Genomic DNA, 18891 nt, shown 5'->3' with positions numbered 1-18891 from the left:
AAAAAGATGGAATTATCTTCAAAAGAACATCAATTGAATGATAAAATTTTTGATTTATTAAAATCATATAATAGAAACTAAAATTAATTAAAACTTGGCAGCCGTAAAAAAGGAAATTGATTTCAGGATATTTTGTTAGTTACTTTTATTCCGTAAGAAAACCTATATGAGAAGGAAATAATTGCGAAAAATCAATTATCCTTCTCAAACTGCCAACGATTTAATTGAAAAAATATAATAAGGTATTATTCAGTAAAAATGGAATATAAAAAAAGATTTTATTGGTTTGTTAGTGTTTGCCTTGCCAATTTTTCATTGGCAGCAAATGCGCAAAATGTTGATTTAAAAACAGGTTGGCAGTACCGTGAATCAAAAACAACAAAATGGTTTCCAGCAACAGTTCCTGGAGAAATTCATACAGATTTATTACATAATAAAGCAATACCGGATCCATTTTACAGAGACAATGAAAAGAAAGTACAATGGGTTGAAAAGAAAGATTGGGAGTACAAGACTACTTTTCAGGTTGCCGCATCAACATTAAATAAAAAAAATGCAGAACTGGTTTTTGATGGTTTAGATACCTACGCAACAATTTATTTGAATAATAAATTGGTTCTAAAAGCTGATAATATGTTCCGTCAATGGCGTGTAGACGTCAAAAAAATATTGAAATCAGGCAACAACGATTTAACCATAGTATTTAAATCAGCACAAAATGTAGTCGATTCATTAGCCAAAAAAGATTTCCCTTTTGTAATTCCGGATAATCCTCGTGCTTATGTACGTAAAGCGCAATATCATTTTGGATGGGATTGGGGACCAAAATTAACTACTTGCGGAATTTGGAAAACACCAAGATTAGAAGCCTACGACGAAAAAACTCCTGAGAAGCCTTATGTTTTAGATCGCAAGATCGAATTAGTACAGCAACCGGATAGTTTGGGTAAAACCTTTTATTTTAAAATAGATGGAAAGCCGGTGTATATGAAAGGTGCAAATTACATTCCGTCAGATGCATTCCTTTCCAGAATGACCAAAAAAGAATACGAAAAAGTAGTTGGTATGGCCAAAGATGCCAATATGAACATGCTGCGTGTTTGGGGTGGAGGTATTTATGAAGATGATTATTTTTATGATTTATGCGATAAATACGGAATCAATGTCTGGCAGGATTTTATGTTTGCAGGAACAATGGTACCAGGAGATGATGCTTTTTTTGACAATGTGAAAAAAGAAGTTCAATATCAGGTAAAACGTTTACGTCACCATAAAAGTATTGTATTGTGGTGCGGAAATAACGAAATTGACGAAGCATTTAAAAGTTGGGGATGGCAAAAAAGCATGAAAATGTCAAAGCAAGATTCAACTCGTTTATGGAAAGATTATGTTCGTTTGTTTCAGGATAGTATTCCAAAATGGGTAAACGAAGTAGATGGTAAACGTCCGTATATTAGTACTTCGCCATTATTTCATTGGTCAAAAGCAAAAAGCTTAACTGAAGCCGATAGTCATTATTGGGGAACTTGGTGGGGATTGGAAGATGTAGAAGCCGTACAAAATAAAACGGGTCGTTTTGTGAGCGAGTACGGAATGCAGGCAATGCCAAATTATTCGTCTATAGAAAAATTCACTTTGCCGGAAGACCGATACTTATATTCAGACATCCTGCAGGCACATCAAAAAGCCGGAAAAGGATTCATGAAATTAGATTCATATTTGAATCGATATTTTATTGATTCGACCAAAATAAAGAAAATGAATGTTGAGGATTATACATACCTCACACAATGTTTACAATATTATTCTCTTAAAAATATTATAGGAATTCATCGTTCAAAAGCACCTTATAATATGGGAACCGTAGTTTGGCAATTAAATGATTGCTGGCCAGTAGCAAGTTGGAGTGTAACTGATTATTATGATCGACAACCGAAAGCCGCCTGGTACGCCATGAAAGAAGCCTATCGAGATGATAAAACGCCAGAAATAGACCTAACACGTCCGAAAGATTTAAAACTCGAAGCCCCAAAGATCACTTGGAAAGTTGAAGGAAATAAAGTGATTTTAAAAGCTTCAAAATTTGCTAAGTATGTAAATGTTTCCATAAAAGGTTACACCGGAAAATGGAGCGATAATTATATAGATTTGAAAGCCGGAGAAGAAAAGACAATTATGTTTGAAGGAAAAATAACAAAACCAGTCATTAGAGTTTACTCTCTCTTTGATGTTTTGAAGAAGTACAATTAAAGGTTCAAAGTGGCAAAGGAACAAAGGTTCAAAGGTTTTTCTGTAGAGACGCACAGCAGTGCGTCTTTCGTAAAGATTTTAAAATTAAAAAATATCTGTGTAAACCCGTTTAACCCGTGTCATCCGTGGCCCATTAAACAAGTCAAATAAAAAACAATAATATGTTTACAAAATACAACAAAATTGCTTTTAGCGGTATTTTAGCCCTAAACCTATTTTTTGCCAATCCTGTAATCTCACAGGAAAAGAAAGCAAAACAAACTAATTTAGATTATACCCAATATGTAAATCCATACATTGGATCTGCTGGTCACGGTCACGTATTTGTTGGTGCCAATGTTCCTTTTGGAGCGGTACAATTAGGACCGGTAAATGTTTTTGAAGGTTGGGATTGGTGCAGCGGATACAATTATGCGAGTAATACTATTTTAGGATTCACTCATACGCATTTAAGCGGAACAGGAATTGGAGATCTAAACGATATTCTTTTACTGCCAGTATCTGGAAAAGTGCCACTTACAAAAGGGACTAAAGAAGATATGACAACAGGTTACGGTTCTTATTTCTCTCATAAAAATGAAGTAACTAAAGCTGGTTATTACAGTGTTTTATTAGATAAGTACAAAATTAAAGCTGAATTAACAGCCAGCGAAAGAGTTGGTTTTCATAAATACACTTTTAATTCTACTACAGACAATCACGTTTTATTAGATCTTGCTGACGGAATTGGCTGGGATAAACCGGTAAAAACATTCATAAAAAAAATCAATGAAACAACTCTAGTCGGATATCGATATTCTACAGGTTGGGCTGCTGATCAACGTATCTTTTTTACAATGGAGTTTTCTGAACCAATTTCAAAAATGGAATTGTATGACAACACAACCGCTGTTGCTGGAAATGAGGGAGAAGCGGTGAGAATGAAAGCCGTTTTAGATTTTGCTACAAAAAACAAACAAGTTTTAGTAAAAGTTGGAATTTCACCAGTAAGTTACGAGAATGCTGCTGCAAATATCAAAGCTGAGATTCCAGGTTGGGATTTTAATGCTATAGCAAAAGAAGCGACTTCAAAATGGAACAAAGAATTGAATAAAATTCAGATCAAAGCAGATGATAAAACGATGAAAGTGTTTTATACCGCAATGTATCACACGATGTTCGCGCCATCAATTTTCAATGATGTAAACGGAGATTACAGAGGAACAGATAAAAAAGTATACGAAAAAGCAAATTTCACAAATTACACTACTTTTTCACTTTGGGATACTTACCGTGGTTTACATCCTTTATACACCATTACACATCCGGATAAAATCAATGATATTGTAAAATCATTTTTGGCAATTTACGAACAACAAGGAAGATTACCGATTTGGCATTTAATGGGGAACGAAACCAATACAATGAACGGGAATCACTCGATCGCCGTTATTGTAGACGCTTACATGAAAGGTTACAGAGATTACGATGTAGCATTGGCTTATGAAGCGATCAAAAAAACAGCCATGCAAACGCGTGAAGGAATGGATTATGTTCAAAAATTAGAATATATCCCCGCTGATAAATTGTTAGAATCTGTTGGAAATGCTTTAGAATATGCTATTGATGATTATTGCATTGCGCTAATGGCAAAGGATTTGAACAAAACAGACGATTATAATTATTTCTCAAAAAGAGCTAATTTGTACAAACTTTATTTCGATAAAGAAACAACATTCATGAGAGGAAAATTAACTAATGGAGAATGGAGAACACCTTTTAACCCGCTTTCATCAGCGCATCGTAAAGATGATTATGTTGAAGGAAATGCTTGGCAATACACTTGGTTAGTTCCTCAGGATCCTTACGGTTTAATCGAATTATTTGGAAGCGAAGATAAATTCTTAGCCAAATTAGATTCATTGTTTTTAATAACTGATAAAGTTGAAGGAGAAGAAATTTCACCGGATATTAGTGGTTTAATCGGACAATATGCACAAGGAAATGAGCCAAATCATCATATTCCATATCTTTATGCATATGCTGGACAACCTTGGAAAACAGCGAAACTAATCCGTGAAATTGATGATAAATTCTATTCTACAAAACCAGACGGATTGTGCGGAAACGAAGATTTAGGACAAATGTCGGCTTGGTATGTTTTCTCTTCAATGGGATTCTATTCAGTTAATCCTGCAAACGGAGTTTATGTTTTAGGAAGTCCGTTGGTAAATACAGCAACGATTCATCATAAAGAAGGAATTTCATTTACAGTGAAAGCAATAGATAACAGTAAAACAAATATCTATATCCAAAAAGCAGAGTATAACGGAAAACCTTATACAAAATCATACATCACACATGATATGATTGTAAAAGGAGGAGAATTAAAATTGTATATGGGAAGCAAACCATCGACAACTTTTGGAGTGAAAAAAGAAGATAGACCGCTATAGGAAGTTTTCAGTATTCAGTTGCAGTATTCAATTTCCTGCAAAGTTTTCAAAACCTTGTAGATATATAAATAAAGAGTTTAGAGTATTTACTCACATTTTAAGCTTAAAGCCTACAGCTTAAAGCGTAAAGCAAAAAATAAAAAATATGAAAATAAAAAGTTTAATTTTTTTAGGAGTATTACAATGCTGCATTTTTGTAAATGCACAAGTTAAAGCATTAGATCCAGTAGAATATGTAAACCCGTTAATGGGAACACAATCTTTGCATAGTCTTTCTAACGGGAACACCTATCCAGCGATTTGTAGGCCTTGGGGAATGAATTTCTGGACACCACAAACAGGTAAAATGGGTGATGGATGGGCATATGTTTATACAGCAGAGAAGATTAGAGGATTCAAACAAACACATCAGCCTTCACCTTGGATGAACGATTACGGACAGTTTTCGATCATGCCGGTAACTGGTAAAACAGTTGTAGCAGAAGCAGAACGAGGAAGCTGGTTCAGTCATAAAGCTGAGGTTTCAAAACCATATTACTACAGCGTATATCTTGCAGATTATGATGTTACGACTGAAATTACAGCTACAGAAAGAGCAGCACATTTTCAAATCACATTTCCTGAAAATGAACAATCTTCTATCGTAATTGATGCCTTTGATAAAGGATCATATGTAAAAATAATTCCGTCAGAAAATAAAATTATTGGTTATACAACTCGTAATAGCGGAGGAGTTACAGAGAATTTCAGAAACTATTTTGTGCTTATTTTCGACAAACCATTTGCATCAAGTAGTACGTGGAATGAAAAAGGCTTAGTAAATGATAAACTTGAATTAACAGACGATCACGCAGGTGCAGTGGTTGGATTTAAAACTAAAAAAGGAGAGAAAGTAAATGTAAAAGTCGCTTCATCATTCATCAGCTTAGAACAAGCCGAATTGAATTTGAAGAGCGAATTAGGAACAGCTTCTTTTGATCAAACAGTTGCTGAATCTAAAAAAGAATGGAATAAAGTTTTAGGAAAATTAACTGCTGAAGGAGGAACAGACGAACAATTAAAAACGTTCTATTCTTGTTTATACCGCACAGCTTGTTTTCCTCAAAAACAATATGAAATAAATGCAAAAGGAGAAATTGTTCACTACAGCCCTTACAATGGTAAAACATTACCGGGGTATAAATATGCAGGAACAGGTTTTTGGGATACATTCCGCGCCTTATATCCTTTATTAAACTTAGCTTATCCTTCAATCAATAAAGAAATGCAAGAAGGATTAATCAACGATTTTAAAGAAGGTGGTTTCTTGCCGGAATGGTCAAGTCCGGGCTTTAGAAATGTGATGGTTGGTAATAACTCAGCATCAGTAGTTTCAGATGCTTATATTAAAGGATTAAGAGGATATGACATCAACAAATTATACGAAGCTTTGTTGCACGGTGCGAATAACGAAGGTCCAATGGATGCAGTGGGAAGAAAAGGAGTTGAGTATTACAACACTTTAGGTTATGTTCCTTACGATGTAAAAATCAACGAAAATGCGGCTAGAACATTAGAATATGCTTACGACGATTTTACGATTTGGAAATTAGCGAAAGCTTTAAAGCGTCCTAAAAAAGAAATCAGTTTGTACGAGAAACGAATGATGAATTATAAAAATCTTTATAATCCGGAAATCGGTTTAATGAGCGGTAGAAACAAAGACGGAAGTTTTCCTAAAAATTTCAATCCGTTTAAATGGGGAGATGCTTTTACCGAGGGAAATGCGTGGCACTACAGCTGGAGTGTTTTTCATGACATAAATGGTTTGATCGATTTAATGGGCGGACAAAAGAATTTTACAGCAAAATTAGATGCAGTATTTTCGACACCACCAATTTTTGACGATAGTTATTACGGATCAGTAATTCATGAAATTCGCGAAATGCAAATTATGAATATGGGACAATATGCTCATGGAAATCAGCCAATTCAGCACATGATTTATTTGTACAATTATGCAGGTGAACCTTGGAAAACACAATATTGGTCTCGCGAAGTAATGAACCGTTTGTACAAACCAACTCCAGATGGATATTGTGGAGATGAAGATAACGGACAAACCTCAGCTTGGTACGTTTTCTCAGCAATGGGATTCTATCCGGTTTGCCCGGGAACAGAAGAATATGTTCTTGGAGCACCATTGTTTAAAAAACTAACATTGAATTTAGAAAACGGAAAACAATTGGTAATCAACGCACCAAACAATTCAGAAACTAATAAATATGTTCAGGAATTAAAGTTCAACAATGCAACTCATACCAAAAATTATATCAATCATTTTGATGTATTAAAAGGTGGCGAATTAAATTTTGACATGAACAGTACGCCTAATTTACAAAGAGGAACTTCAGCAAGCGCTTTTCCATATTCGTATTCAACTTCAAAATAATACTATGCAATCACGTAGAAAATTTATAAAAAACGCAGGAATTTTTTCAGCAGGATTATTAGCTATTCAAACAGATGCTTTTGGAATGCAATCAGATACTTTCAATTTTGCATTGAAAGATTTTATTACCAAAAGGCCTCCATTGGCTGAAAGAAAATTTACAAGTAAAGCAATTGAAGCTGCTATTGTTAGAATCAAAAAACAAATAGCAAATCCAGAATTGGCTTGGCTGTTCGAAAACTGTTTTCCAAATACACTAGACACAACTGTCGATTTTGAAATTATCGACGGAAAACCTGATACATATGTAATTACAGGAGATATTGATGCAATGTGGCTGCGAGACAGTACAGCTCAAATTTGGCCGTATATTCCATTTATAAAAGAAGACAAAAAACTGGCTGAATTGGTAAAAGGTGTGATTAACCGTCAGACAAAATGTATTTTACTGGATCCTTATGCGAACGCATTTTACAAAGATTTCAATCAGGTAAGCGAGTGGAAGAATGACATGACCAAAATGCAGCCTGGAATTCACGAGCGCAAATGGGAAATTGACAGTTTGTGTTACCCAATACGATTGGCACACGGATATTGGGCAGCAACCGGAGATATTAGCTTGTTCGATAGTAAATGGAAAGAAGCCATGCTTTTGGTTTTGCAAACTTTCAAAGAACAACAACGTTGGACAGATAAAGGACCTTATAATTTCCAACGAGTAACAGCTTGGGCAACAGATGGAGTTCCTCTTGGTGGTTACGGATATCCTGTAAAACCATGCGGATTAATAGTTTCGACTTTTAGACCAAGTGACGATAGTACTTTGTTCGGGTATTTAATTCCGAGTAATATGTTTGCTATTGAAGTATTAGGATATCTTCAGGAAATTTTCTCTTTACCAGCTTTATTAGATAAAGATTTAGTTGCTAAAGCAAAAGAAATGCAAGGACAAGTTCAGAAAGGTTTAGAAGAAAACGCCATTATTGATCATCCAAAATTCGGAAAAATAATTGCTTTTGAAGTAAACGGATACGGAAGTTTCCATATGATGGATGACGCCAACGTTCCTTCATTATTATCATTACCTTATTTAGGAGCAATCGAGCCTGATAACCAACTTTATTTGAACACGCGAAAAGTAGTACTTTCAGAAAACAATCCATTTTTCTACAAAGGAAAAGCAGGCGAAGGAGTAGGTGGACCGCACACAGGAACAGACACAATTTGGCCAATGAGTATTGTTTTGAGAGCCATTACAAGTGTCGACGAAAATGAGATCAAACATTGTATTAGCAATTTAATCAAAACAAATGCCGACACAGGATTTATGCACGAGTCGTTCCATAAAGACGATGTAACAAAGTTTACCAGAAAATGGTTTGCCTGGGCAAATACATTATTTGGAGAAATGATTGTTCATACAAGCATTCATTATCCACAAATATTAAAAGATAAAAACATTTAAAACAGAATATTTATCCTTTAGAGATTAATAAAAACAAAGCTAAAATTTCTTAATCTCTAGAGGATTCAAATCCAAAATACAAAAGAATGAATAAAGAATATGCCGTTGGATTAGACATTGGAGGCACACATATTACCGCAGCGGTTATTGATATAGTAGATATGAAAGTGATGGATTTTTCGGTACATAAAGAATCTTTTGATTCTAATATGCCAGTAAATGAAGTTATGGATATTTGGGAAAAAGCAATTCGCACTTCATTTAAGAATTCTAAAGTCGAAAAAACTTCTGGATTAGCAGTGTGTATGCCGGGACCATTTGATTACACAAATGGAGTTTGCTGGATAAAAGAACAGTCTAAGTATGAACATTTTTATGGATTAAATGTTCGTGATTTATTTCTGGACAAACTTGACCTTTCTGGCGATTTTCCAATTCTTTTTGAAAACGATGCCGTTTGTTTTGGTAAAGGAGAAGTTTTTAAAGACGCAGACAATCTTTCGAAAAAAGTGATGGCAATTACTTTAGGAACAGGACTTGGAGCTTGTTTTATAGACAAAGGAGTATCAGTTTCAACCGGAAATTTAGTTCCAACCGACGGAGAAATTTACAACCTTCCTCATAAAGAAGGTATGGCAGAAGATTATGTTTCGGCACGCGGACTTTTAGCCGGGTATTTCGCTTTAAGTGGAAAAAAAGTAAACAATGGTTTAGAGCTTTTTAATTTGGCAGAAACCGGAGACACAGAGGCTATAAAAACCTTTGAACAAATGGGAGAAGATTTGGCAGCAGTTGTAATTCCGTGGTTAGAAAAATTTGAAGCAGATGGTTTTATTATTGGAGGAAAGATTGCCAATGCGAGCGAATTTTTTCTGCCAAGTTTCCATGCAAAAATTAAAGAAGCAGGTCTTGAAGTTACAGTAGATATTTCTACAGACAACGAAGTTGCTGCTTTGTTAGGAGCTGCAAGTATGCTTTATAAAGCTTAGTTTTTTATAAATTTAGATAGTAAATAAATTTCGCCACAGATTAAAAATCATTTGAAATTCTTTAATCTGTGGCAAAAAAATAATTGACTAATAAAAAAGACATGTCAAATTCAAATCGCAGAAATTTTATAAAAACGGCAGCAATAGCCTCAGTATCTGTAGCGTTGCAATCTTTTAATACAGATTCTGAAGAAGAAAAAATAGTAGTATCTAAAAAAGGAAAGAAACCAATCGTACTTTCTACATGGCGATTTGGAATTCCTGCAAACGATGCTGCCTGGGAAGTTTTAAAAAATAAAGGAACTGCTTTGGATGCGGTCGAAGCTGGAGTTAAAATTCCTGAAGGCGATCCCAAAGAGAGAAGCGTAGGTTATGGCGGACGCCCGGACAGAGATGGTCGCGTTACGCTGGACGCCTGTATTATGGATGAAAATGCCAATATTGGTTCAGTGGGTTGTTTAGAACATATAAAACACCCAATCTCAGTTGCAAGAGCCGTTATGGAAAAAACGCCTCACGTAATGTTAGTTGGTGATGGAGCTTTGCAATTTGCACTATCACAAGGTTTTAAAAAAGAAAATCTGTTAACTGAAGAGTCTGAAAAAGAATGGAAAGAATGGCTGAAAGACAGTAATTACAAGCCAATTGCAAACATCGAAAATCACGATACAATTGGAATGATTGCTTTGGATGCCAACGGAAATCTTTCGGGCGCGTGTACAACAAGCGGAATGGCATTTAAAATGCACGGACGTTTGGGTGATTCACCAATTATTGGAGCAGGTTTATATGTTGATAATGAAATTGGCGCTGCTACAGCAACAGGTCATGGCGAAGAAGTAATCAGAATTTCGGGTTGTCATTTGGTTGTAGAATTAATGCGTCAAGGTAAATCTCCTCAAAAAGCGTGCGAAGAAGCTGTCGCAAGAATCGTAAAACTAACTAAGAATAGAAACAAAGATTTAAAAGATATTCAGGTAGGTTTTATTGCTTTGAATAAAGCCGGCGAGTATGGTTCATATTGCGTTCAGGGCGGATTTAATTACGCTGTTTGCGATGATACAGGAAATCGCTTAATCGATGCAGATCATTTCTTGAAGTAAGAAAATATATTTTGGTTGACTCAGTAAAGAGTTAATTGTTTTAAAATGCGCAATTGTCTTTGACTTTTGCGCATTTTTTTATTTTAAAAGAATGTTACTTAACATAGTTTCAAATTATTTAATCACTTTTATATTCAGCATTGGGACGTTCAACGACATTGAAAGTCTAATCATTAGAATTAAATAAGATTCCATTGCTCTTGATGCAGTAATATCGCCAATATCATTAAGATTTTCAACGTTCCAACCGAACTCAGTTAAAAGTGTCTTTGTTTTTATTTTGGCATTTTCGTCATTACCTGCCACAAACACAGAATGATCTCCATCATTAAGTTGCTTTGGATTTACAGCAAGAGCCATTCCTAAAGTATTAAGCGTTTTAATAACTTTTGCTTTGGGAAAAAGATTTTGAATTGATTCTCCAATTGAATTTGTATTTGCAAATTCAGGGATTAATGTTGGCGGTTTTGTTGAGAAATCTAAAGGATTTGCTACATCAATAATGATTTTGCCTTCAAAATCGGTATTACAAAGTTTCAATGCATCCAATGCGAATCTACCATTAGTAGCATTAAAAATAATTTCTCCAAAAAAAGACGCTTCTTCAAATGTTCCATAAGAGGCATTTTCTGAGTTGTTTTTTAAAAATGCTAAGCCTCGTTCATTATTTGCTTCTCTACCGCCAATCATTACCTGATGTCCATTTTCGATTAATCTTGAACCTATCAAATTTCCAACTTGACCAGTTCCTAAAATCCCTATTTTCATCTTGATTATTTTGTTTTGTTAAACATATAGCGGGCAATTTTCCATTTTCCGTTTTCTTTTGCCAGTACAAATAATTCTCTGTTTTCTTCCGGAACAGTTTGCCCATTAGCATGAATTAATGTTGTGCCTTTTGAATTCGTTACAGCATAAGCAGTATCTCCACTTATGTTTATTTCTTCAATAAAAAACTCAATATTCAATTGTATTGATTTAAATACAAACTCATACGAATCTTTTAATTGTTGTTGGCCTTTTGCCGTTGGAGCATTAGTAGGCATAAACACACCGTCTTGTGTGTATAATGATAAAACTTTTGAGACATCTGATGTATTTAACGCATCACGATAAGAGAAAAGTAATTTTTCTATAGCTGTTTTTTCTGCTGTTGTATTCATTTTTACTTGTTTTAAATTGTTTGTTACGGATTTATTTTCTGTTGGATTTTCAAAGCTTGCCATTAGGAAAAGCAAAGAAATTGGTATTAGTATTTTTTTCATTTTTATAATGTTTTAATTACATTACAAAGGTGAAACAAACAGAAACGTAACACTTATAAACAAGTTTAAGAAATACCCTTAAACTATATTAAGGGTAAATTACTTTTTAGCAATGTTATTACGGATTTTACTCAAAAATTCAGGCGTTATACCAAGATAAGATGCTATTTGAGTATTAGGAAGTCGGTTAGAAAGTCTCGGATATTGACCTAAAAAAGTCTGATACCTTTCTTCAGCAGTAGAACTAATGTTTTGCAAAACTCTATTTTCAAGTTCAATGAACTTATTTTCAATAATTACTCTAAAGTTTCGGTCAAATTTTGGATAATGAGTATAAAGATATAAAAGATTCGATTTTTCAATTTGCAGTATAACCGAAGGTTCTATGGCTTCAATATAAAGTCGGCTTGGCTGATCAGAATGAAAACTACCAATATCAGTAATCCATTCATTTTCAGAGGCAAATTGTATATTATGTTCTGTTCCGTTTTTATCAACGGCATACATTTTAAAAAGCCCGGAAATAACAAAAGTATAATGTCTGCAAACATCATTTTCCTGAAGTAAAAATTGTCTTCGTTTGATATTTTTTTCAATTAAACGATTACTCAATTCTTCTTTCTCCTTATTGTCAAGAGGAAGATAATTATCAAAATGTGATATGAGTTTGTCTACTGGCACTATGTTTTTTTAAGAATTGACAATCGCTTTTTTTAAAGAAGTTATTAATAATTTCTATCTGTTACTTCTGGTAGCATTGTGTCATTATATTTTTTTACAAAAGCTAATATAAAATAATTTAAACGAAGATTCTTTACAAAACATTATTTACTTTTTTTCAAAGCATCTATTAATTCAACCATATCTACAATAGCATAAGTCGACGAATAATCTGATACGGCATAAGGCAATATTAGACTGTTATTATGAATAATTGCACCGCAGGAATACACAACATTCGGAACATAACCTTCTCGTTCGTCTTCCAGGGGCGAAAGTAAAGGTTCTTTTAGTCTTCCAATTTCCTTTGACGGATCATCAAGATCAAATAGCGATGCTCCAATGCAATAACGTCTCATAGCGCCTACGCCGTGTGTTATAACAAGCCAGCCTTCTTCCGTCCAAAGTGGAGAGCCACAATTTCCAATTTGTGTAAATTCCCAGGTATATCGTGGTTCTTGCAGAAGAATAGGAGTATTCCATTGTGTGGTTCTGTCTGAATACATGATGTAATTGTTTACACCGTCTATTCTGGAAAGCATAGCATATTTTCCATTGATTTTTCTGGGGAATAATGCCAGATTTTTATTTTGAGCACCAACTCCATGTAAGGGCATTACCCGAAAGGAATAAAAGTCTTCGGTAGAAATAAGTTTAGGGAGAATGGCGTGACCATTATAAGCTGTATAAGTTGCCATAACTCTATCAGATTGATCATCATCGACAAAGCGAACAAAACGAGCGTCTTCGATACCTTTACTTTCAGAATCGGATATCGGGAATATAACACGTTCAGTAATATCAGAATCATGTTTGAATTGCAAATCATAAAACGAATCGGCTAACCACATTACTTCTTCGAGTGCCGTTCTTCTTTCCTGGCGAATCGACGGATCAGTCAATGCATGATTTACAATGCTTTTTAATACCGCATACTCAAATTCATCCGGAAGATCCTGCATGATTTGTGTAGTGTATTTGTCGTGTGTGTGCATTTCTCCCAGCTTTGTTAAAAAGCGTTCTTTATTGTACAATGTTTTGTGTACAATCTCGGCTTTGTCAATATTGTGACCAATTTTCATTACCTGAAGATTATTATCCTTATCGAGAATTCCTCTCCTAAATACAATGGATGAAATATGACCTTCGCCAGTGGCACGAAAAGAAATGATAACACGTTTTTCACCCATTTGCAAATCCGATTGATCGAAGTCTTCAATAATAGAGGGATTAAAAATTGCCGCAGATTCTATTGCATATTCCATCGTGCAGTAGGATCCAATCAGCATTTTTCGGTCTAATGACATGGCATCGTGGTTGATTTGCATTGCATCAATTATCCCTTTAATTTTTCCAAAATGTTTAAGAAAAATGCTCGAGATATTTCGATGACGTCTTGCAAATTCACGAAGTGTATGTTCTAAGGTATCGACGACTTGCTTTTCATCAAGTGTCATTATGCGAGCTACCATTTGTTGGGTTCGCTCATCGCCATTCATAAAATATCGGGCAACGACTCTTTTGGAATCTGGGCTGAACAGTATGTTTTTTCGGATGACGGGAACACGCATAGTTTTATTTTTTAATTAGAATAAAATAAGGAACTTATGATTTAGCTCTTATCTCAAATTTACGAAAAAATAAATAAAGCGGATATAAATATTTGATTTACAGTATTTGTTGGTTTGTTGTAAGAAAGACTTAAGTCCTTTAATTTTATTACAGAATCGTTATTTTCCTTAAAATAATAAGTATATTTATTGTAAGATAAATTTGCTAATTAAATGTAGGATAGGTAAAAATCCTGTATTAAACAGTTGGCAGTACAAATTAACACTTTATACTTATGAAATTTTTAAAATCAGTTACAGTTTTTTTATTTGTTTTGCTCCCTTTTTTACAAAGTATGGCGCAAAATTTAAAGCCCGGATTTGATAAAGCAGAGTATAAAGAGCTAATTTATATTGCTACAAGATCAACAGAATCGCCAGAAAAAGCAAAAGATATTCCGTTACCCGAACATTCAAAACTGTTGTATAAAAGTAAACCTGTGGGACTCGATAATCTTTGGGAATTATGGCTAAAAGATGGTAATACAGCGGTAATATGCACAAGAGGAACTACTGAAAAAGGGGAAAGCTGGCTTGCAAATCTTTATGCAGCGATGACTCCCGCTAAAGGCGAATTAAAAATATCTAATTCGGAAACTTTTAAATATGAATTATCATCGAATAAAAATGCGGCAGTTCATACGGGGTATCTTTTAAGTACTGCTTTCCTTTCTAAAGAAATGGTTCCAAAGATTGATTCCTGTTATAAAGCCGGGATCAAAAATTTCATCGTTATGGGGCATAGTCAGGGTGGCGGAATCAGTTATTTGCTTACAGCTCATTTTTATAATCTGCAAAGCAAAGGCGTTTTGCCTGCTGATATTCGTTTTAAAACCTATTGTAGCGCTGCACCAAAACCCGGTAATTTATATTTTGCTTATGATTACGAACGTAAGACTCAAAATGGCTGGGCATATAATGTTGTGAGTGCCGCAGATTGGGTTCCTCAAACCCCTTTTTCTGTCGAAATGCCGGAGGATTTGCCAATAGTAAGTCCAATTCCGTTGGTAGAAGAAACAATAAAGCAACAGACTTTATTCAAACGAATGTTCTTGAATATGGTATATGGAAAGTTAACAAATCCTTCCCGTAAGACTGTAAAAACATATCAGAAATTACTAGGAACAGAAATGGCAAAAAGAGTAAAAACGTACTTGCCGGAATTTGTTCCTCCGGAATTTTACAACAGTAACAATTATGTCCGTACCGGTAATACGATTGTTCTTTACCCAAATCCAAATGATACAGTGTATTACGAAAAGTTTCCTAATAATAGTAAGGATTTAATGATCCATCATTCTTTTCCGCCTTATTTGTATTTACTTAATCAGCTTGAATACAATTAAAATTTAAGATATTTAATATTTTTAAATACCTTTATATAATGCGATTTTTGCTTTTTTAAATAAAGGAAACTAGATAATTCTATATGCTATAAAATGAGTACAACAGAGTTTTTAATGCGACTTGGTATGGCTACATTGGCCGGATTGATTATAGGTTTTGAAAGACAATGGCATCATAAAGAAACAGGGCTAAAAACCAATATGCTGGTCGCAACAGGAGCAGCTGCTTTTGTGTTGTTGTCTATAAAAGTAGCTGAGACAGCACCCAATATTGATGTAACCCGTATTACCGCCCAAGTTGTTATGGGAGTTGGATTTCTGGGTGCCGGAGTTATTTTTAGAGAAGGGCCCAATGTACACGGATTAAATTCTGCAGCAACAATATGGTGTAGTGCCGCTATTGGTTGTATTGCCGCTTCGGGTTATTTTATTGAAGCCTTAATTTGTACATTTTTGGTAATTACCGTAAATACTGTAATTGAACCTCTCGAGGAATGGTTGAAGAATAGAAAATAAGATTTATTTAATTTTAAATTCTGCCACTTTTTATTGACTGTTTCTTTCTTTTCGATTTGGGCGTTCTATTCTTCTTCTAAAAAAATCAGGAACAAAACATACCAAAAGATGTTCGCGTTTCCAGCGATAGCATTTTAGAAAAAAGACCATCGACACAAACAAAAATACTGCCGCACCAATCGCTACCTGACCTGGGTAATACAATACTTTTTGTTGTGGAATAATCATTGGAACCAAAGCAACAGCACAAGCCGGAGCAAATGGTTTTCCGACAATTTCAAAAAGAAGAAAAAGACATATAAATAGCATTAGCACAGTATATATTTGAGAAATTCCCAAAATGGTATGTAGATAATGCTGAGACAATGTTCCTAAAATTGCGGCAATTATAACTACAAAATAAACTTGCAAAGGGCGATTGCGAAAACCAGATGATGAAGAACTAAATTCTATAAACATTACCACTAATGGCGGTACAATAAAATACACTTTATCAGTATAAACCGGAATGGCAGCAATAAGCAACAGCCAAAAGAGTAATCTAATCCAATGTTTTGTATTGTGTTTATAATGTCCTCTTTTTTTCTCTAAAGCAACAACGTGCCGCAAGCCTTTTTTTTCCAAAAGCCATTGCCCTGAAACAACCAAAACACTCATAACAAAAACAGAAATAGGGTAAATTAATGAATCCGTTCCCAGTAATACAGGCAACATTGTGGCTGAGGTTATTGGGATTAATGATGTACGTGTTACAATGAGACAAAGAGAAGTGTAGACAAATGAAATGGCAATATTTACTAAAAGCGGGAACGGAGAACAACAGACAAGTAAAATTCCGAAAAAAGAACAAGTTGTCATCAACATAACAAGCATTGGCCTGCTAATCGTCCATATTTTTTTGTCGATAACCCATAAACCGAGCACCAAAGCCGCCATTTCAGGAAACAAAATTTCTTTCTCTCCAAGCCACTCAGAAACTCCAACCATCAAGGCAATCATAAGGAGCGCAAAGACGTAACGAATTAATTTGATTTTATTCACGTTTTTAGTCTTTCAAAAGTTTTTTAGCACAATCAGAAGCTACAATTAAACCACCAGCCAACATAATAATATCTTTTACAACCAATCGACCCGCTCCGGAAAGATAAGGAAAACCATATTGAGGTGTTGCCATATCGCCGCCTAAATTAGGAACCCAGGTTTCTGGAGTAGTAATTAAAAAAGTAAGTGTGACCAATGCCATACCAGCGGTGAGTAATCCACCAATAAGACCTAAACGATTATTAAAAATACCGAATAAAGTCAACAAACCAATAATTACAATAACAGTTCCTAAAAGATATGAAAAAGTATAAGTTCCGTTTTGAGTATTCCATTCAATATTCTTTGCAACCATTTCACCTTCCTTATTTTTATGATCCTTATATTCACTCGGATTATGATAAAAGAAACTCATCAAAGGGCTGTTGGCTACAAAAGGAACAATTCCGTCCGCTTCATATTGAAAAGCTTTAAGTCCGCCAATCCATACCATAACAATAAAGATGGCAATTCGCATTAAATTAAAAAACTGACCTTGTAAATTTGCTAAGATTGATAACATTTTCATAGTTTTAAATTTATAGAACCCGTTGGGTATAATTATTTTCAACACATAGAAACATAGCTTTTACAGCCGAAGATTAGACGTTTCACTTTTTTTAAATACACATAGCTGAGCTATGTGGAAGAAACATGTTTCTTTTTGTCTCCTTTTTTAAACATAAAATCTATGTTTCTATGTGTTAGATTATTTTTTTACAATTCTAACTAACGGGTTTTATTTACAAAATTAGTGTTACTCTAAAGCAGTCACAATGGACAGATGTGGCAATTACCTAGACAAATCTGCCACGATCGATATTCCAACATTTTCCCGAAAAGCAGTAGGTGTAATTCCGGTGTGTTTTTTAAAATAACGGCTAAAATAATTCTCATCATCAAAATTTAATTCGGCAGCAATTTCTTTCATGCTTTTATAACTAAGGTGAATCAGTTTTTTGCATTCCAGTATCACTCTTTGATGAATTAAAGTCGAAGGTGATTTTAAAAAATGCTGTTTACAAATCTTTGAAAAATTATTGGGAGATAATCCCATTTGTTCCGCATAAAACGAAGGCTGTCTTTCTTTATGGAAATTATTTTCCAGCAATGTCTTAAACTTCATTAACGGATGATTGGTTGTTTTTTCTTCAGCAATAATAATTTCTTTCGATTTAATTTTGCTGCATAAAGCCAGAATCAATTGCAAATAGGCTTTTACAACTGCAGTCGCGTAATTGCTGGTATCTTCGAGTTCAATATTCAATTTCTGTAGAATATTATCCATTTCTATATAATCCTCTGTTTCAAGATTTATATAGGTTTGTTGGTAAATATTGTTGAATAAAAGACCGTTACAAGCCACTTCTTTTTTATGATATTCTATACAATAAAAATCACCATGAAATTGGAGTCTTTTTGTTGCAATCGGCTGTTCTGTATCAAAATAAATAATTTGATATGGTGTTGTAAACAAGACAATTTTGCCTTCAAAAGAATATTCGACTAAATCGACACTTACTTTTCCGCTTCCTTCCAAAAGAAAGATATTATACAGCGGAGAACCTCCAATTTGATTGATGTAATCTGTGTTGCATTCCTGAATAATGCAGCCTTTTTGATTGGTTTGTTTATCTTCCATTAGTTATTTCAACTGAAGACTTTATCTTCTGTTTTTAAA

Annotated in this window: 15 protein-coding genes; 8 read left to right on the top strand and 7 right to left on the bottom strand. The window is 34.3% G+C overall.

The genetic code is table 11. The features are described from left to right. Window positions 1–258: 258 nt before the first annotated feature. The 6 genes from ACHRVZ_RS19800 to ACHRVZ_RS19775 all read left to right on the top strand — a co-directional run bounded on the left by ACHRVZ_RS19800 (window position 259) and on the right by ACHRVZ_RS19775 (window position 10673). The gene (locus ACHRVZ_RS19800; protein ID WP_395424642.1) at window positions 259–2250 is read left to right on the top strand and encodes a glycosyl hydrolase 2 galactose-binding domain-containing protein; all 1992 of its coding nucleotides are present in this window, start codon (window positions 259–261) and stop codon (window positions 2248–2250) included. Between the two features lie 161 nt (window positions 2251–2411). Beyond that, a complete protein-coding gene (locus ACHRVZ_RS19795; RefSeq protein ID WP_395424639.1) occupies window positions 2412–4685 on the top strand; it encodes a GH92 family glycosyl hydrolase in 2274 nt (757 codons plus the stop codon). 145 nt (window positions 4686–4830) lie between these two features. Continuing rightward, a complete protein-coding gene (locus tag ACHRVZ_RS19790) occupies window positions 4831–7116 on the top strand; it encodes a GH92 family glycosyl hydrolase (RefSeq protein ID WP_395424637.1) in 2286 nt (761 codons plus the stop codon). Between the two features lie 4 nt (window positions 7117–7120). Further along, window positions 7121–8581, top strand: a complete 1461-nt coding sequence (locus ACHRVZ_RS19785; protein ID WP_395424635.1) for a glycoside hydrolase family 125 protein — start codon at window positions 7121–7123, stop codon at window positions 8579–8581. An 86-nt stretch (window positions 8582–8667) separates the two neighbouring features. Next, window positions 8668–9570: an ROK family protein gene (locus ACHRVZ_RS19780; protein ID WP_395424633.1), complete on the top strand. Its 903-nt coding sequence runs from the start codon at window positions 8668–8670 to the stop codon at window positions 9568–9570. Window positions 9571–9671: 101 nt separating this feature from the next. Further along, complete coding sequence (locus ACHRVZ_RS19775; protein ID WP_395424631.1) at window positions 9672–10673, top strand: isoaspartyl peptidase/L-asparaginase family protein; 1002 nt, start codon at window positions 9672–9674, stop codon at window positions 10671–10673. A 114-nt stretch (window positions 10674–10787) separates the two neighbouring features. On the opposite strand, the gene ACHRVZ_RS19770 is transcribed toward ACHRVZ_RS19775, so the two are convergent. The 4 genes from ACHRVZ_RS19770 to ACHRVZ_RS19755 form a co-directional block, all read right to left on the bottom strand. Then, window positions 10788–11441, bottom strand: a complete 654-nt coding sequence (locus ACHRVZ_RS19770) for an NADPH-dependent F420 reductase (protein ID WP_395424628.1) — start codon at window positions 11439–11441, stop codon at window positions 10788–10790. A 5-nt stretch (window positions 11442–11446) separates the two neighbouring features. Further along, the gene (locus ACHRVZ_RS19765) at window positions 11447–11938 is read right to left on the bottom strand and encodes a YybH family protein (protein WP_395424626.1); all 492 of its coding nucleotides are present in this window, start codon (window positions 11936–11938) and stop codon (window positions 11447–11449) included. A gap of 99 nt (window positions 11939–12037) precedes the next feature. Beyond that, window positions 12038–12619: a Crp/Fnr family transcriptional regulator gene (locus ACHRVZ_RS19760; RefSeq protein WP_395424624.1), complete on the bottom strand. Its 582-nt coding sequence runs from the start codon at window positions 12617–12619 to the stop codon at window positions 12038–12040. Between the two features lie 143 nt (window positions 12620–12762). Further along, a complete protein-coding gene (locus ACHRVZ_RS19755) occupies window positions 12763–14229 on the bottom strand; it encodes a glycoside hydrolase family 130 protein (RefSeq protein ID WP_395424623.1) in 1467 nt (488 codons plus the stop codon). A 275-nt stretch (window positions 14230–14504) separates the two neighbouring features. Between ACHRVZ_RS19755 and ACHRVZ_RS19750 the strand changes: the two genes are divergently transcribed. Both ACHRVZ_RS19750 and ACHRVZ_RS19745 read left to right on the top strand, forming a co-directional pair. After that, entirely contained in the window at window positions 14505–15614 is a 1110-nt protein-coding gene (locus tag ACHRVZ_RS19750) for a lipase family protein (RefSeq protein WP_395424621.1), read from the top strand. Window positions 15615–15707: 93 nt separating this feature from the next. After that, the gene (locus ACHRVZ_RS19745) at window positions 15708–16130 is read left to right on the top strand and encodes an MgtC/SapB family protein (RefSeq protein WP_395424618.1); all 423 of its coding nucleotides are present in this window, start codon (window positions 15708–15710) and stop codon (window positions 16128–16130) included. Window positions 16131–16160: 30 nt separating this feature from the next. Here the strand turns inward: ACHRVZ_RS19745 and ACHRVZ_RS19740 are convergent, their stop codons facing one another. The 3 genes from ACHRVZ_RS19740 to ACHRVZ_RS19730 all read right to left on the bottom strand — a co-directional run bounded on the left by ACHRVZ_RS19740 (window position 16161) and on the right by ACHRVZ_RS19730 (window position 18852). Continuing rightward, window positions 16161–17171 carry a hypothetical protein gene (locus ACHRVZ_RS19740; RefSeq protein WP_395424616.1) on the bottom strand — a complete coding sequence of 337 codons (1011 nt, stop codon included), beginning with the start codon at window positions 17169–17171 and terminating at the stop codon, window positions 16161–16163. A 4-nt stretch (window positions 17172–17175) separates the two neighbouring features. Further along, the gene (gene rclC, locus ACHRVZ_RS19735; protein WP_395424614.1) at window positions 17176–17739 is read right to left on the bottom strand and encodes a reactive chlorine resistance membrane protein RclC; all 564 of its coding nucleotides are present in this window, start codon (window positions 17737–17739) and stop codon (window positions 17176–17178) included. Window positions 17740–18003: 264 nt separating this feature from the next. After that, window positions 18004–18852 carry a helix-turn-helix domain-containing protein gene (locus ACHRVZ_RS19730; RefSeq protein ID WP_395424612.1) on the bottom strand — a complete coding sequence of 283 codons (849 nt, stop codon included), beginning with the start codon at window positions 18850–18852 and terminating at the stop codon, window positions 18004–18006. Between the last annotated feature and the right edge of the window lie 39 nt (window positions 18853–18891).

The sequence above is a fragment of the Flavobacterium sp. FlaQc-57 genome (genome assembly GCF_044007395.1).
Lineage (GTDB): Bacteria > Bacteroidota > Bacteroidia > Flavobacteriales > Flavobacteriaceae > Flavobacterium.
The sequence above is the reverse complement of the archived record's forward strand: the minus strand, read 5'-3'. Positions and strand labels throughout refer to the sequence as shown.

Excerpts from the sequence above, each read along its gene's own strand:
- ACHRVZ_RS19800 (WP_395424642.1), top strand. The coding sequence starts at position 259 with ATGGAATATAAAAAAAGATTTTATTGGTTTGTTAGTGTTTGCCTTGCC.
- ACHRVZ_RS19795 (WP_395424639.1), top strand. The coding sequence starts at position 2,412 with ATGTTTACAAAATACAACAAAATTGCTTTTAGCGGTATTTTAGCCCTA.
- ACHRVZ_RS19790 (WP_395424637.1), top strand. The coding sequence starts at position 4,831 with ATGAAAATAAAAAGTTTAATTTTTTTAGGAGTATTACAATGCTGCATT.
- ACHRVZ_RS19785 (WP_395424635.1), top strand. The coding sequence starts at position 7,121 with ATGCAATCACGTAGAAAATTTATAAAAAACGCAGGAATTTTTTCAGCA.
- ACHRVZ_RS19780 (WP_395424633.1), top strand. The coding sequence starts at position 8,668 with ATGAATAAAGAATATGCCGTTGGATTAGACATTGGAGGCACACATATT.
- ACHRVZ_RS19775 (WP_395424631.1), top strand. The coding sequence starts at position 9,672 with ATGTCAAATTCAAATCGCAGAAATTTTATAAAAACGGCAGCAATAGCC.
- ACHRVZ_RS19770 (WP_395424628.1), bottom strand. The coding sequence starts at position 11,441 with ATGAAAATAGGGATTTTAGGAACTGGTCAAGTTGGAAATTTGATAGGT.
- ACHRVZ_RS19765 (WP_395424626.1), bottom strand. The coding sequence starts at position 11,938 with ATGAAAAAAATACTAATACCAATTTCTTTGCTTTTCCTAATGGCAAGC.
- ACHRVZ_RS19755 (WP_395424623.1), bottom strand. The coding sequence starts at position 14,229 with ATGCGTGTTCCCGTCATCCGAAAAAACATACTGTTCAGCCCAGATTCC.
- ACHRVZ_RS19750 (WP_395424621.1), top strand. The coding sequence starts at position 14,505 with ATGAAATTTTTAAAATCAGTTACAGTTTTTTTATTTGTTTTGCTCCCT.
- ACHRVZ_RS19745 (WP_395424618.1), top strand. The coding sequence starts at position 15,708 with ATGAGTACAACAGAGTTTTTAATGCGACTTGGTATGGCTACATTGGCC.
- rclC (WP_395424614.1), bottom strand. The coding sequence starts at position 17,739 with ATGAAAATGTTATCAATCTTAGCAAATTTACAAGGTCAGTTTTTTAAT.
- ACHRVZ_RS19730 (WP_395424612.1), bottom strand. The coding sequence starts at position 18,852 with ATGGAAGATAAACAAACCAATCAAAAAGGCTGCATTATTCAGGAATGC.